Below are 14,221 nucleotides of genomic sequence, written 5' to 3'. Positions count from 1 at the left end.
CATTATATACTCATCACATACTATAATGCGATATAGAAATTAAGCTAATATCCATACAAAATGTCCTTATGCGTAACACTGTCCTACGTTTTACCCCTTCCTAATACGCCAAACATAATCATTCACTTCACTAATACCAAGATTAAATAAATGATCATTAGGCTCCTGAATTCGATTTTGCGATTTCAACAACTCTATCTTGGCACATTGCTGATACGATAAAGCGATTTCTTCTGAGGAAACACAATACGGAGGACCCTGCACTTTCTCTTGATTATATTGTAAAGTCTTTAGCAGAATACTTCCCCCAGGCTTAAGCCACTTGAGGCAAATATCTACATACGCTGGTCGCAATTTTTTTGGCAAAGCAACCAAAGCTGCTCTGTCATAGATAGCATCAACTGGTTCTATTAAAGCCGAGTTTAAAGCAAAAATATCGGTAACCCATAAATTCAAGTTATCTGTAAAATATTGTTTTGCTTGACCTATCGTATTCTCCCGAACAGTGATTTGGTGTTCCTGAACAAACTGAAGAATAGCCTTTTCAACCAGTTCGATACCAACCACATGATACCCTTGGCGAACTAACCAAAGCATATCGACACTTTTTCCACATAAAGGAACCAGAATCCTTCCCTTTGCAGGTATATTTAAGGAAGAGACATAGGCTATCAAATCCGGATTTACTTCTTCTTTATGAAAAGAAATACGTCCCTCGCACCATAATTCATTCCAAAAACATTGACCTTTGTTCACTCCACAGTCACCGATTTTGCAAGGTTTCTAGGTTGATCCACATCAGTCCCTTTAGCTACAGCAACATGATAGGCCAGCAATTGCAAAGGAATAGTGTAAACAATAGGCGCAAGCCAAGCACCACAGGATGGAACTTTGATTAGACGAGCGCCATTCGCTTTCCAATTTTGTGAATCATCAACAAATACAAATAACTGCCCACCTCTGGCGCTCACTTCATGTAAATTGGATTTTAATTTATCTAAAAGTTCATCATTAGGGGCTACTGCAATCACAGGCATATCCTTATCAACCAAAGCCAATGGACCATGCTTTAATTCACCGGCAGGATAAGCTTCCGCATGTATATAAGATATTTCCTTAAGTTTTAATGCGCCTTCCAGGGCTACGGGATATTGAACCCCTCGACCTAAAAATAAGGCATGAACTTTATTTACAAACAATGAAGCCAATGATTCGACTTCTTCATTCATCTGCAAAACACGCTCACAACAGGCAGGCAGCTCCTGTAATTGCCTTAAAACTTCCTGCGCACGATCGTCCTTACAAAGTGCTGCTGCCAACATCAGGAAGGCTGCCAACTGTGTAGTAAATGCTTTGGTAGATGCTACACCAATCTCAATACCTGCCCGAGTTAAAAAAACACAATCCGCCTCTCTAACTAAAGTACTGGTTGCAACATTGCATATAGCTAAACTAGCCAAATAATTCGATTGCTTTGCCTTAAATAGGGCAGCAAGAGTATCAGCTGTTTCTCCTGACTGAGATACAGTGATAAATAAGGTATTGTCGGGGACAACAACATCTCGGTATCGATATTCACTTGCAATTTCAACCTGTGTAGGTAAGCCGGCAAGTGATTCAAGCCAATATTTGGCAATCATTCCAGCATGATAACTGGTTCCACATGCCACAATGTGAATGTTTTTTACCATTGGAAAAATATGGGATGCTTTTTCACCAAAATTCGCTCTTAGCACATCAATGCTATTAATTCGACTTTCTAACGTGTCTGTGATTACCTTGGATTGTTCAAATATTTCTTTCAGCATAAAATGCCTGTATGGCCCTTTATTCACTATCTCAGAATCACTGTTCAACGGATGAACCGCTCTTTGAACAAGTATTCGATTGGAATCATAGACCTTAATATCCTGTGTTGTGACACAAGCACTGTCACCCTCTTCCATGTAAATAACTGATTGTGCGAAAGATCTTAGTGCCAAAGCATCAGATGCAATGAAATTCTCACCAATTCCAAATCCCAAAACCAAAGGACTCCCTTTACGAATTGCAACTAATTCTTCTGGTCTTTTCTGATGAATCACTCCTAATGCAAAAGCTCCTTGCATTTCTGCAGCAGCTTTTTGTACAGCAAGTAATAAATTCTCATGCTGTTGGTAATGATAATGAATTAAATGGGCAGCAACCTCTGTATCAGTTTCAGATGTGAATTGATAGCCATAAGTAATAAGTTGTTGACGCAAATGTTCATGATTTTCAATAATGCCATTGTGAACTAATGCGATTTCTCCATGAGATAAATGAGGATGAGCATTTTGTTCCGAGGGTTTACCATGCGTCGCCCAACGAGTATGTGCTATACCTGTATTTCCAGCAATAGCGGTCTCTTGCATAGCATCCGCCAAATTCTGCACTTTCCCCTGGATTCTTACTCTCTTTAAACGATCTTGACTATCTATGACGGCAATACCTGCAGAATCGTATCCTCTATATTCCAATCGGCGCAAGCCTTCCAATAAAATCTTGCTAATATCCCGTTCTGAAACAGCTCCCATAATCCCGCACATAACCTGCTCCTCTTTTCAGCAACTGTTTTTGTAGAAATAAGCTTTTTTCATTCTTGGTTCATTTACTACATATAGATTAAAGAGTAAAACGCATAAGAATGCAGCTCATTTCCTAAATAACTAGTGCCTTAAATTTTATAAATAATATTCCCTCATATGAATGAAGTATATCAATAAAAAAGGGGAATTATGACATAAAGTTTTACAAATCACTAAGGCAAATTAATCTTCGTCATCATTTAGAGACTCAAGAATTACTTAAAAACCACTCTGGATTTACTTAAATGAGGATCAATTTTGACAACTTCATCATGAAATCACCTGAACCACTGTTAATGTGGTTCAGGTGATGATACCTAATTATATTAGGCGGACTCCGGCATTTTGCAAGTTACCTCGTAGCCATGTTCCTCCAAAGCCATACAAACCTCATAAGCAAGATAGTTATGTGCTCTCGTGGTTGGATGAATTTCATCCCAGAATAAATAGTCTTCTGGTTCACTACACATGTGATAGTTATTTTCACCTGGAGCAAATTGCTTATCTCGATATTGAAGAACCTGTGTGTATTGCAATACGTAGTTACGAGCAAATGGAGAGTGAATGAATGCATTGAACATGGGGAATTTCACATCGATACAGGCATCTTTCACATTATAAAAACCATATTTCTCCGGATCTTCAAACGCTTTTTTCAGATATTGCTCAGTATTCACAAACAAGAAGTCAGCTGTTGGATACCGCTCTTTCCATGCGTCAATCCGTTTTGCAAGGCGCTCATTATGAAGGTCTACCGCTGCATTTAACACGTCACGGTCGGTAGTTTTCACAAACTTGGGAGTATCCCCCACATGTGGTATTCCCATAATAACAAAACGTCTCGCTCCCGCATTAGCCAGTTTCAGAACCGCAGAACTCAAACCATCCAACACATTGTCAATATAGGTGCTCATTACTTCAGTATTGTAATTGTCTTCAAAAAACAGAACATTAATATAATCATTACTTCCTGAATAAATAAAATATAGCGTTTCATCACTTAACTGCTCGTGCTCCAGCAGATAAGCTTGCACTATCAGACCAAGACTCGGAGGAATTAATTTTCCTACTATCAGGTTCTTGATTGTTCCCAATGGATGCCGTATCAAGTTCCAAACTGTTAATTGATAATCATAAGTGGCAGACCAGCTACCTCCAAATGCCTTATTTAGGTAGATTTCTTCATCACTTTTTTGTATCGATAACATTTCTGCCAAATACTCAATCCAGACACGGCCATTAGAAAAGCGATTTTTCCAATAAGGTTTGCCAGGCAGCACCGGGACCTGTTTTACTTTACCCACCAAATTGGCAAGATAGGGAGCCAAATCATGATCAAAAAAATCTGTAACTGCTGATATTCCTGCATCAAGCACCATCTGTGGAACATAATAATCGTTAGCAAACTCTATCATTTTGTTGATAACAAAAATTTTGAAAGGAGCCACTAAAAACGCAGGATCCTCTTCCTGACGCAGGCTTTTAAGTAAATGGGTAGTATTGCCGTTATCGGACAAGCTATCTCCAAACACCACGATTGATTTCACTGGAATAGACGTAAAACCAACCAAGGGGAGAGACAGCAATATAATGAAAAGCCAGCGACAAATCCTGTTGTTTTGGATCATAAAAATCTCCTTATATCAAAGCTAGCGAAACAAAAGATAGCAGCTTAACCTTTAGAGTATGATCGGAATTTAATTATTGTCAACGATTCTTTATACTTAAGTACTAACATAAAATAACGCAAGTATTTTTCACCCAATATGCCGTTAAAATCCCGATGTCCAGGAAATGCATTTAATTCATTCCTATTGATTAAATTGTGAGTAAATGATAATTTTTGCGAATTGATTTTTTGTTAATCCTTAGGTTACAGCGTGAAAGACATTATTATTGCATCATTTTATAAGTTCATTCCTCTCAATGATTTTGAATCACTGAGAGAGCCCATACTCACTAAAATGCATGAAATAGGCATAAAAGGAACTATCATCTTGGCCCATGAGGGCGTCAACGGCGGATTTGCCGGGAATAGAGAACAAATGAATGTTTTTTATGATTACCTGCGTTCTGATTCGCGCTTTGCCGACCTGCATTTTAAAGAAACCTATGACAACAAGAACCCTTTTGATAAAGCGAAAGTGAAACTCCGTAAAGAGATAGTGACCATGGGTGTCCAGAAAGTTGACCCCTCTTATAATGCAGGGACCTATCTAAGCCCTGAGGAATGGCATCAATTAATTCAAGATCCTAATGTTATTTTACTAGACACCCGCAATGACTATGAATACGAACTGGGTACTTTCAAGAATGCAATTAATCCTGACATAGAAAATTTCAGGGAATTTCCCGACTACGTTCAGCGCAATTTAATTGATAAAAAGGACAAGAAAATAGCCATGTTTTGTACTGGCGGAATTCGTTGCGAAAAAACGACAGCCTATATGAAAGAGCTGGGTTTTCAGCATGTTTACCAACTTCATGACGGCATTCTAAATTACCTGGAATCTATTCCTGAAAGCGAATCACTTTGGGAAGGCAAATGTTTTGTTTTTGATGACCGTGTTGCAGTGGATCAAAAATTAGATCGTGTTTATCCACAGTTACCTCAGGATTATAAATACGAAAGAGAGCAGAAATAACGTAGAATATACTTTTTTGCCATAAGCCGTTCAAGGCAATAAAATTAAGAAAAGCAGTTCAATGGGATAGTACATCAGTTATACTGTTTTTTTCAATAAATCAGATGAATTATGACTACCAAAAAACAACCAGATTCCACCATAGCATTGAATAGAAAAGCTGGTTTTGATTATTTTATTGAAGATCAATACGAAGCAGGCCTGGTTTTGGAAGGCTGGGAAGTAAAAAGTCTGCGTGCAGGGAAAGTCAATTTGTCGGATTCACACGTGATAATCAAATACGGTGAGGCATTCCTATTGGGTGCCCAAATACAGCCTCTTCCCACCGCATCCACTCATTTTATTCCTGATCCGGTCAGGACGCGCAAGCTATTGATGAATAAAAAAGAATTAAACCATCTCATAGGAAGTGTTGAAAGGCAAGGTTATACCATAGTCCCTCTTTCTTTGTATTGGAAAAAAAATAAAATTAAAATAAAAATTGCTCTGGCCAAAGGAAAAAAAGAGCATGACAAAAGAGACACGATCAAAGACAGAGAATGGCAAAGAGATCGTTCAAGAATAATGAAAAAGAACACTTGAGGAGATGGTTTATGAAAATAGGTGAGATGGTCCCCGATTTTGCTTTTAACGCCACGAACAATGTACAAGGACATCTTAATGATTACAAAGGACAGATCATCGTACTTTATTTTTACCCTAAAGATGCCACCCCGGGCTGTACGACTGAAGGTCAAGACTTCAGAGATGCCTACTCACAATTTAAAGATTTAAATACGGTGATTTTTGGTATTTCGAGAGATAGTTTAAAATCCCATGAACAATTCAAAAGCAAACAGAATTTCCCTTTTGAATTAATCAGTGATGATAATGAAACATTATGCCAAATGTTTGATGTGATCAAAATGAAATCCATGTATGGCAAACAAGTCAGAGGGATAGAACGAAGTACTTTTATTATAGATACACAAGGTGTCTTGACACACGAATGGCGTAAAGTGAATGTTAAAGGGCACGTAGAGGAAGTTCTAAACGCAGTGCGAGCTTTGGCGGGATAAAAAAATAATCCCTGATAAGGATTCCTGTTTTTAAAAAGTACTTTTTATAGAGTATTTAATTAATTTTTGCTATTATTGTTGCGGATAAATACATCAAATACACCCTTTTCTTAAGAGTTCAATATGTTTATCCGCAACCTGCAACTTTTTATCGTTGTCGCCTCTTGCATACTGGTTTTAATTGGCACAGATATTTTGTTACCCAGCCTGCCTAACATTGCTCACTCACTGTCTGTCTCATCAAATGAAGCCAAAATGCTCATTTCCATTTTCATGATAGGACAATTTTCTACAGTTCTTATTTGGGGCGTTATTGCCGACCGGCTAGGCAGAAGAAAAACATTATTTCTGGGGATGCTTATTTTCTTTATAGGCTCAATCTTCAGTTTAAAAGCCGATTCAATTCAGTTGTTACTAGCCTGTCGATTCTTGCAAGGTACTGGCGCAGTAGTTGTCCCTGTTGCAGGTTGGGCTTTAGTTCAGGATCTCTTCCCCAAAGACGAAGGAGCTCGCATAATGACCTGGATTGGGACACTGACTGCAGTGATTCCACTCTTTGCCCCCGCATTAGGGGGACAATTGGACGTGTTATATGGTTGGCGTTCAAATCTTTATTGTATTGCATTTTACTCTTTCATTTTATGCGTCATTATGCTGTTTTTACCCAGAACTATCCCTGTGCAAAAAACGACGACTGCTGACCTGAAGGAAACACTAGGCATTTACATTCGAATTATAAAAAACAAAACATTTATTTCCTATATCGCACTATTTGGTCTATTAAATTGTGGTGAATGGTGCTTCCTGACAGTGGCTCCATTTTATTATTCGCATGCTCATATTGCTGCTGACACCATGGGGATATTATTAATGATTACTTCCATGGGATTTGTCTGTGGCTCGTTACTGGCTTCCCGCTTATTTAATCGCCTGGGGATTGATAAAATCATAGCATTGGGAATTCAGTTGGCTGTAATGAGCAGCCTGATGTTGTTAATAGGAGAATACTTTCACTGGAGCAAGTACCAACTCTATAATGCCATAACTCTCGGCGTCTATATTCTAAGTTCAGCCTTGCTATGGGGCGCAACCACATCCAGAGCCCTACAATGCTTCGATGATTGCAGAGGCTCGGCTTCCGCGATTCGCAGTTTAATCTTACTGTGCTTCGCTGCTTTTGGTACTTATTCCGGTCGCCTGGTTAATCATAATAGCCTGTTTCCTGTTGGATTGTTTCTACTTTTTATGGCCTTCATTGCGTTCATTGTTTTCAATAATAAGGAATTGAAAACAGAACGGCATATGGAAGGCATACCCATTTAACTTAAAAGCAAACACTTAACAATATAATTCTTGACGGAACCACCATAGCTCAGCACAATGAACATAGAATTCAGGGATTTCAATGCACTCACTGCCCAGGCAGGAAGCTGATTCCACTTGAATTGAAGAATACTTTAGCTGACAGGGTGAACCTATGGATAATACCAATACCGGACTTAAGCTGTTCGTGCTTGATACTAATATTTTGATGCATGATCCTACTGCTATCTACCATTTTGATGAGCATGATATTTATTTGCCAATGGTGGTGCTTGAAGAATTGGATAGTCATAAAACAGGGACATCCGAATTGGCGAGAAACGTGAGGCAAACGAACCGCATGTTAGTAGAGCTAATGAGTAACGCCACTCACGATCAAATTGTCTCAGGACTGCCTATCCCATCTTACATCAATAGCAGCAACAAGAAATGCAGTGGGCGATTGTTTTTTCAAACAGATGAATTTGATCAAGTGGTTCCTTCAACTCTGCCGGGTCATAAAGTAGACAATACAATACTGGCAACCGCTTTAGGTCTGCAAAAAAAATATTATGGCAAAAGGCAAGTTATCATTATTTCAAAAGACATCAACTTGCGTATTAAAGCAGGGATATTAGGTATTCATGCTGAAGATTACTACAATGACCAAGTGCTGGATGACGTCAATTTACTTCACAGAGGATTACATATTCTCGATAACAATTTTTGGGATAGTCATGCCAAAGATATGGGATCCTGGCAAGAAAGTGGTAAAACCTTTTATAAAGTAACCGGTCCTTTGGTAAGCCAATGGAATCCAAACGATTGCCTTAGTACGGAAGATGACCAGTTTCAAGCTTTGGTCAAGAAAATTGACGGCCCTAATGCCATAGTTCAACTCATTCGTGACTACACTCAACCCAAACATTCAGTCTGGGGAATCACGGCAAGAAACCGTGAACAAAATTTTTCCCTAAACTTGTTACTGGATCCCGATATTGATTTTGTCAGCTTGCAAGGCTCAGCAGGTACAGGGAAAACACTATTAACCATAGCCGCAGGATTAACCCAGGTCATGGATCAAAATCGCTACAGCGAGATATTAATGACAAGGGTAACGATTCCTGTTGGCGAGGATATAGGATTCTTGCCAGGTACCGAGGAGGAAAAAATGACTCCGTGGATGGGCGCTTTAATGGATAATCTTGAAGTGCTTCACAGCTCGCAAGTCGGCGGCAGTTTTGGACGTGGGGCAACTCAGGATTTGCTGCAAAATAAAATTAAAATACGCTCGTTAAATTTTATGCGGGGAAGAACTTTTTTAAACCGCTATATTATAATTGATGAAGCGCAAAATCTGACATCAAAACAAATTAAAACCTTGGTTACAAGAGCAGGCCCAGGTAGTAAAATTATTTGTCTGGGGGACATCAAGCAAATTGATACCCCCTATTTAACTGAAACCACTTCCGGACTGACTTTTGCCGTAGACCGGTTTAAAAGTTGGGAACACAGCGCTCATATGACTTTGACTCGGGGAGAGCGCTCAAGGCTGGCTTTTTATGCGGCTGAGCATTTATAGTATTTGTTTATGAGGATTAATAATGACTGATCAAGCGATCACTTTTGATGATGTTCTGCTCGTCCCATCGTACAACCATCATGAATCCAGGCGAGTTGTTGAAACAACCAGTACCGACAGGTTAGGTAAACTGACTTTAAATCTTCCGGTAATCAGCGCCAATATGGATACGATTACCGAAAGTAATATGGCTAATTTTATGCACAGTAAAGGAGCCATGGGCGCTTTACATCGATTTATGACTATAGAAGAAAATATTCAGGAATTTAAGAAATGCAAAGGACCTGTCTTTGTATCAGTTGGGTGCACCGAAAATGAATTACAAAGAGCGGAAGCACTGCGGGATGCAGGAGCCGATTTTTTTTGTGTTGATGTGGCACATGCCCACGCCAAATACGTCGGCAAAACATTAAAAAGCTTACGTCAGTTATTAGGAAGCCGCTGCATTATGGCTGGGAATGTCGCCACTTATGCCGGAGCAGATTATCTTGCGTCTTGTGGCGCTGATATTATTAAAGCGGGTATTGGGGGAGGCTCAGTATGCAGTACCCGAATTAAAACCGGCTTTGGCGTACCCATGTTAACCTGTATTCAGGATTGTTCACGTGCTGATCGTTCCATTGTTGCTGATGGCGGCATCAAAACATCGGGTGATATCGTCAAAGCATTGGCCTTTGGCGCTGATTTTGTGATGATAGGCGGCATGTTAGCCGGCTCTGCCCCCACGCCAGGAGAGGTCATTCAAAAAGATGACGGAAGCAAAGTCAAACGCTATCGAGGCATGGCATCCCGAGAAGCCCAGGAAGCATTCCTTGGACAAATGCATGAATGGAAAACAGCAGAAGGCGTTGCAACTGAAGTGCCATTTAAAGAAAACCCTGATGGGATTATTGCTGATATCATAGGCGGATTGCGCTCAGGTCTAACCTATGCCGGCGCGGACTCCATCAGCGAATTGCAAAGAAAATTGAATTATGTGATTGTCACCCAGGCCGGACGCATAGAAAGCTTGCCTCATAAGTTGTTGGAGGGATAACTCACCAACCCGGACAATCTGTTTTCACATCTATCCGGGCATAGACTGGCTAGGTGTTGGGACATCAGAGGATGAGCCTGAGCCAGAAGGTTGACCACTCCCGCTGTTAGAACTGCTGGATGTTTCGTCATACTTTGTTTGGCCGCCAAGATCTAGCGTACTTGTACTTGTATTCGATTCTGGTGGTGGGCTCATTTGCATGGGAGTATCCGTCCCTGACGTGGAAGTATCCGTCCCTGACGTAGGAGTATCCGTCCCTGACGTGGGAGTATCTGTCCCTGACGTGGGAGTATCTGTCCCTGACGTGGGAGTATCCGTCCCTGACGTGGGAGTATCCGTCCCTGACGTGGGAGTATCCGTCCCTGACGTGGGAGTATCCGTCCCTGACGTAGGAGTATCCGTCCCTGATGTATTTGTCGTGGTAGGTGTGGGGTTAGGAGTAGTACTGCTCGAACTGGATTGTTGTGAGGAAGAGTTGGGATTTGGTTTGGGTTCTTCTGAACCTGCCAGTTTATTTTTAATCCCTTCCACTGCCTTATCAACCAGAAAACTGGCACCAGCTGATATTTTTCCACCCACCCAGTAAAAAGGCTTGTTAACAAGACCTTGCCATTGTTCGACCAGCTTCATATACCTTTCAATCATTTCCATTTGCGGATCTTTTTTGTCATCATCCTTCTTTTGTCCTTCCGCAGGCTTATTTTCAGCACCGGGTTGAGGAGCATTTGAGCCAAATTGCTTGCCGATATTGTCGGCTAATTTACCCAACCCTTTTTTAGCAAGTCCTCCGATTACACTACCTACTTTCCCAAGTGTACTTTGTTGAGGACCTGGCTCAACAGACTGCTCATCCGTTGGTTTCGGTTTCGGCTTCGGTGTTGGTGCCTGTGATTTGGGTTTTGGAGTTTCTGCCATGTCAATTTACCATATCTGTTGATATCTAAATTATAGTACCTCATCAAGATTTTGTCCGAGGTTACTTTTCCAAGTTTACTGTTCAGGGATATATTTTTTATTTAGCATATAATATAGTAAAATAAATGGTTCAATTAAAGGCAATATGGCTCAACAATTTACAAAAAATTTACTAAATTAAAATCATGTCTGTAACTCTATATGCCAACAGTAATTATTAATAATGAATCTTTAGATAATTTCCATTCAAGCAGTGTCTTTACATATTTTTTGAAAAAGACCATTGCCCCAAATAAGGCAAAAGGATTTACGCTTTAGGCGTCTTATATGACAAAGAAAAAATAGTACAGTACTTATACTAAAATTAAACTGGTACAATTATAACTTTTACATTTTTATATTTGATAATACACTTTCTTTTTTGGAAAGCCTATTCACCCCAAATTAAACCAATTACTATAGCAACCATACATGGCATGACAATGAACAATGAATACTCTATGAAAATCAATGATTTTCGGTATATGCGCCGCGGAAAACATCTCAGTGAACTGCAGTCAGAGGAAGCAAATCTCCTTGCTCCAGTCAATCAGCGTGGTAAAGGCACAGATCGAGCTTTACTGGTATTGCATGGTTTCTCTTCTTCACCGGCAGTTTACCGATATCTGATTCCTAATTTAAAAAATTATGATGCCATCCTTTGTCCTGTATTGGCTGGTCACGCCGAAAGTATAGAAGCCTTTTCAAAATCCACAGCAGCTGATTGGCTTCAATCAGCAAAAAACGCCTGTGAACTCTTAATAAATCAGTATCAAAAAGTTGATGTTTTAGGGTTATCCCTGGGAGGATTATTAGCCTGTCAATTAAGTCAATCCTTTGCTATCAATCACCTGTTTCTATTAGCCCCCGCATTAAAATTACACATGCGCACCAATGCCATGCTGAAATTAGCCCAGATTCTTAAGTGCCTGGGATTTCGACAACTTCGCAACGCCGCAGGGAATCTTATCACCGATGAGCATGCTGAAATCGCTTATAGAAAACTACCGATTTCTACAATAATTGAAATGCTAACCTTGGCTCAGCAATATGAATGGCTCCCTCCTGCTTGCCCAGCCGATCTTTTTCTTGGAATTCATGATCAAGTGGTTGCTTCTCAACAAGTAGAACAATTATTTTGTAATTTACCTAATGTAAAAATACATTGGTTAAAAAATTCCGCGCATGTATTGCCACTAGACAATGATCTGAATGAAATTATTGATTGTATTAATAAAAGTAAGTGAATGAAAATCAAATATTGTCATAATTGACTTGTAATCAATCATAAAACATGGCAATTGGACTTGCGCTGTTCTAACCATTCAGATATTGAATAAGAAAAAAATTCATTGTATTTTAAAGGCTCATTTTGTTCCTTGGAAATTAAACATGTTTTTTTATAATGCCTCATTAAAAAATGATGAATTAAATGCATCAAAAATTGCTATTCTCGTTACAGGATTAGCATCATTATTACTCATTGGAAATTATAGTGATGAAGAGTCCTACGAGGATGTCTCTCCCTCTTTCCTTAGTCGGATGATAGAAGATACTCCTAATTATCCATTTACATTCGATGACGAAGGATTTGAAGTCAACATAGGGATTCCGTTTCAACTGTAATTTATAGCAAGCTAAATTCACCAAGGGTTTACCCTTATGAATTTAGCTCTTTTATCCTGAATAAATGTTAGGTAACCGTACACGGGGTATGCAAATTTTTCTGTTTATAAGCCTATTTATTTGAGTTGTCTTTCCCGCGAAGGCGCTGAGTGATCCTGTCATTATTTTACTCAGCTCAAAGCGCCACATTCAATAAATGAGTGATATTGCTGTTTCAAATCACTCATTATGTTTTGAAATAAATCCCAATTCAGTAATTCCGGCTCATGTCGATAAGCCATTCTAGCAAGATGAATAAAAGAGCGAACTCGTTTGTTTTTTATAGTATTTGCTTGATAAGAGCGATGTTTATTAAGGGATTCAATCATTAAACCGAACCACCAGGCAATCATAATTAATAAAACAGCAAGAAAAAAAAGCATATTAACTCTGGTTTTTCCTGAAGATTGATTTCGTCGTAATCCCATTCCCAGTTGTTCATTTTTTATGTCTTTGAAATTTTGTTCGATTTGCATTCTTTTTTTGTAATAAGATACGAGAAATCGAGCATGCTTATTTAATGAGCTAAAGAGAACCCACCCATTTTTATAATAATTGGAATGAGCTTTATCATGAGAAGGATATTTATTTTTCTTTTTTCGTACCTTGCCTGAGAGTGTTTCTTTATAGGTATAAAGATAACCTTCCACCGCCTTTTTTGTTTTTCCAAGCTTGACCTTACCTAATGCAGAAGCTTTTCCAATACCTTCAAAAAGAATATCTTTCACTTTGTGCCAATTTGTTTCTCCTTCAATCTGATAGCAATACAAAGAATAGATGCGGCCAATAACATCCCAGCCTAGCTCAAGCACCTGTTGAAACCACTCACGATGAAAACCCGCGTCTGTAATAATTGTCACGGACAAACTCGAAGGAATAACCTCTTTCAAGCGTAATAAAAATTGACGATGAATCTCTGCATTTTCTTGCTCTGACTCAGAATGAACTTCGTGATAGATTGGTATTGAGCGACCATGAGCTGCAATACTAGCTTCCAGAACATGATAGCCCTCGCTACATCCTCCAGTCCAATCAATTAAAATAACAATCTCTTTTGCATGGCTCCAAAAAAAATGGGCCAGACTCTTATAAATGCAAACAATATTCCTTTCCAGTTTGAAATTATTCACGAATGTTTGAGCCGCATATATTTTACTTTTAACTGTCGTTTTGGATGTTAATTTTTTACCAATCTCTGTAACGGATAATGTGGTATCGTAGTCCATTAAGTCACTTAAAAAGCGAACCAAACATTGTTTTCTTTTAGCATGAATTGAATTCTTTAATGCGCTATCCAATAAATTCTGGCAAAATATTTTCTTGTGCATACAACTTCCGATTAGTTTTGTCTTGGTAAACAAATTTGATCATGA

Annotated in this window: 13 protein-coding genes; 8 read left to right on the top strand and 5 right to left on the bottom strand. The window is 39.1% G+C overall.

Annotation, left to right across the window (positions count from 1 at the left end; translation table 11 throughout):
• Positions 1-90: 90 nt before the first annotated feature.
• The 3 genes from OQI99_RS12940 to plaC form a co-directional block, all read right to left on the bottom strand.
• Positions 91-756, bottom strand: coding sequence for a thiopurine S-methyltransferase (locus tag OQI99_RS12940; protein WP_061513126.1), 666 nt, complete (start codon positions 754-756; stop codon positions 91-93).
• Positions 753-2,567 (bottom strand): glutamine--fructose-6-phosphate transaminase (isomerizing), encoded by a 1,815-nt coding sequence (gene glmS, locus OQI99_RS12935; protein WP_061513125.1) that lies wholly within the window; start codon positions 2,565-2,567, stop codon positions 753-755. Before glmS ends, OQI99_RS12940 begins: the two co-directional genes overlap by 4 nt.
• Positions 2,568-2,932: 365 nt before the next feature.
• The gene (gene plaC, locus OQI99_RS12930) at positions 2,933-4,234 is read right to left on the bottom strand and encodes a lysophospholipase/glycerophospholipid:cholesterol acyltransferase PlaC (protein WP_061513124.1); all 1,302 of its coding nucleotides are present in this window, start codon (positions 4,232-4,234) and stop codon (positions 2,933-2,935) included.
• 252 nt (positions 4,235-4,486) lie between these two features.
• On the opposite strand from plaC, the gene OQI99_RS12925 reads away from it, so the two are divergent.
• From OQI99_RS12925 to OQI99_RS12900, 6 genes are all read left to right on the top strand, one after another.
• Complete coding sequence (locus OQI99_RS12925; protein ID WP_061513123.1) at positions 4,487-5,251, top strand: rhodanese-related sulfurtransferase; 765 nt, start codon at positions 4,487-4,489, stop codon at positions 5,249-5,251.
• Between the two features lie 111 nt (positions 5,252-5,362).
• Positions 5,363-5,833, top strand: coding sequence for an SsrA-binding protein SmpB (smpB, locus tag OQI99_RS12920; protein WP_061513122.1), 471 nt, complete (start codon positions 5,363-5,365; stop codon positions 5,831-5,833).
• An 11-nt stretch (positions 5,834-5,844) separates the two neighbouring features.
• Positions 5,845-6,309 (top strand): peroxiredoxin, encoded by a 465-nt coding sequence (locus tag OQI99_RS12915; protein WP_061513121.1) that lies wholly within the window; start codon positions 5,845-5,847, stop codon positions 6,307-6,309.
• Between the two features lie 123 nt (positions 6,310-6,432).
• On the top strand, positions 6,433-7,632 hold the full coding sequence (locus OQI99_RS12910; RefSeq protein WP_061513120.1) for an MFS transporter: 1,200 nt from the start codon (positions 6,433-6,435) through the stop codon (positions 7,630-7,632).
• 154 nt (positions 7,633-7,786) lie between these two features.
• A complete protein-coding gene (locus tag OQI99_RS12905; protein WP_014844891.1) occupies positions 7,787-9,193 on the top strand; it encodes a PhoH family protein in 1,407 nt (468 codons plus the stop codon).
• A 22-nt stretch (positions 9,194-9,215) separates the two neighbouring features.
• Entirely contained in the window at positions 9,216-10,229 is a 1,014-nt protein-coding gene (locus tag OQI99_RS12900; RefSeq protein ID WP_011216677.1) for a guanosine monophosphate reductase, read from the top strand.
• 30 nt (positions 10,230-10,259) lie between these two features.
• Here the strand turns inward: OQI99_RS12900 and OQI99_RS12895 are convergent, their stop codons facing one another.
• A complete protein-coding gene (locus OQI99_RS12895; RefSeq protein WP_265732119.1) occupies positions 10,260-11,144 on the bottom strand; it encodes a hypothetical protein in 885 nt (294 codons plus the stop codon).
• Positions 11,145-11,644: 500 nt separating this feature from the next.
• Here OQI99_RS12895 and OQI99_RS12890 point away from each other — a divergent pair, with 500 nt between their 5' ends.
• Together OQI99_RS12890 and OQI99_RS12885 are read left to right on the top strand one after the other, a co-directional pair.
• Positions 11,645-12,430: an alpha/beta hydrolase gene (locus tag OQI99_RS12890; protein WP_265732370.1), complete on the top strand. Its 786-nt coding sequence runs from the start codon at positions 11,645-11,647 to the stop codon at positions 12,428-12,430.
• Between the two features lie 145 nt (positions 12,431-12,575).
• Complete coding sequence (locus OQI99_RS12885) at positions 12,576-12,809, top strand: hypothetical protein (RefSeq protein ID WP_061513117.1); 234 nt, start codon at positions 12,576-12,578, stop codon at positions 12,807-12,809.
• Between the two features lie 170 nt (positions 12,810-12,979).
• Here the strand turns inward: OQI99_RS12885 and OQI99_RS12880 are convergent, their stop codons facing one another.
• Positions 12,980-14,176: an IS4-like element ISLpn1 family transposase gene (locus tag OQI99_RS12880; RefSeq protein ID WP_265732118.1), complete on the bottom strand. Its 1,197-nt coding sequence runs from the start codon at positions 14,174-14,176 to the stop codon at positions 12,980-12,982.
• Positions 14,177-14,221 lie beyond the last annotated feature (45 nt).

The sequence above is a fragment of the Legionella sp. PATHC039 genome (assembly GCF_026191275.1).
Classification (GTDB): domain Bacteria; phylum Pseudomonadota; class Gammaproteobacteria; order Legionellales; family Legionellaceae; genus Legionella; species Legionella pneumophila.
Note: the sequence above shows the minus strand (reverse complement) of the source record. Positions and strands in the feature narration are given on the sequence as shown.

What these genes read in the sequence shown, in the direction of transcription:
- smpB (WP_061513122.1), top strand. Translation starts at nt 5,363, where the DNA reads ATGACTACCAAAAAACAACCAGATTCCACCATAGCATTGAATAGAAAA.
- OQI99_RS12900 (WP_011216677.1), top strand. Translation starts at nt 9,216, where the DNA reads ATGACTGATCAAGCGATCACTTTTGATGATGTTCTGCTCGTCCCATCG.
- plaC (WP_061513124.1), bottom strand. Translation starts at nt 4,234, where the DNA reads ATGATCCAAAACAACAGGATTTGTCGCTGGCTTTTCATTATATTGCTG.
- OQI99_RS12890 (WP_265732370.1), top strand. Translation starts at nt 11,645, where the DNA reads ATGAAAATCAATGATTTTCGGTATATGCGCCGCGGAAAACATCTCAGT.
- OQI99_RS12895 (WP_265732119.1), bottom strand. Translation starts at nt 11,144, where the DNA reads ATGGCAGAAACTCCAAAACCCAAATCACAGGCACCAACACCGAAGCCG.
- OQI99_RS12910 (WP_061513120.1), top strand. Translation starts at nt 6,433, where the DNA reads ATGTTTATCCGCAACCTGCAACTTTTTATCGTTGTCGCCTCTTGCATA.
- OQI99_RS12905 (WP_014844891.1), top strand. Translation starts at nt 7,787, where the DNA reads ATGGATAATACCAATACCGGACTTAAGCTGTTCGTGCTTGATACTAAT.
- OQI99_RS12880 (WP_265732118.1), bottom strand. Translation starts at nt 14,176, where the DNA reads ATGCACAAGAAAATATTTTGCCAGAATTTATTGGATAGCGCATTAAAG.
- OQI99_RS12885 (WP_061513117.1), top strand. Translation starts at nt 12,576, where the DNA reads ATGTTTTTTTATAATGCCTCATTAAAAAATGATGAATTAAATGCATCA.
- glmS (WP_061513125.1), bottom strand. Translation starts at nt 2,567, where the DNA reads ATGTGCGGGATTATGGGAGCTGTTTCAGAACGGGATATTAGCAAGATT.
- OQI99_RS12915 (WP_061513121.1), top strand. Translation starts at nt 5,845, where the DNA reads ATGAAAATAGGTGAGATGGTCCCCGATTTTGCTTTTAACGCCACGAAC.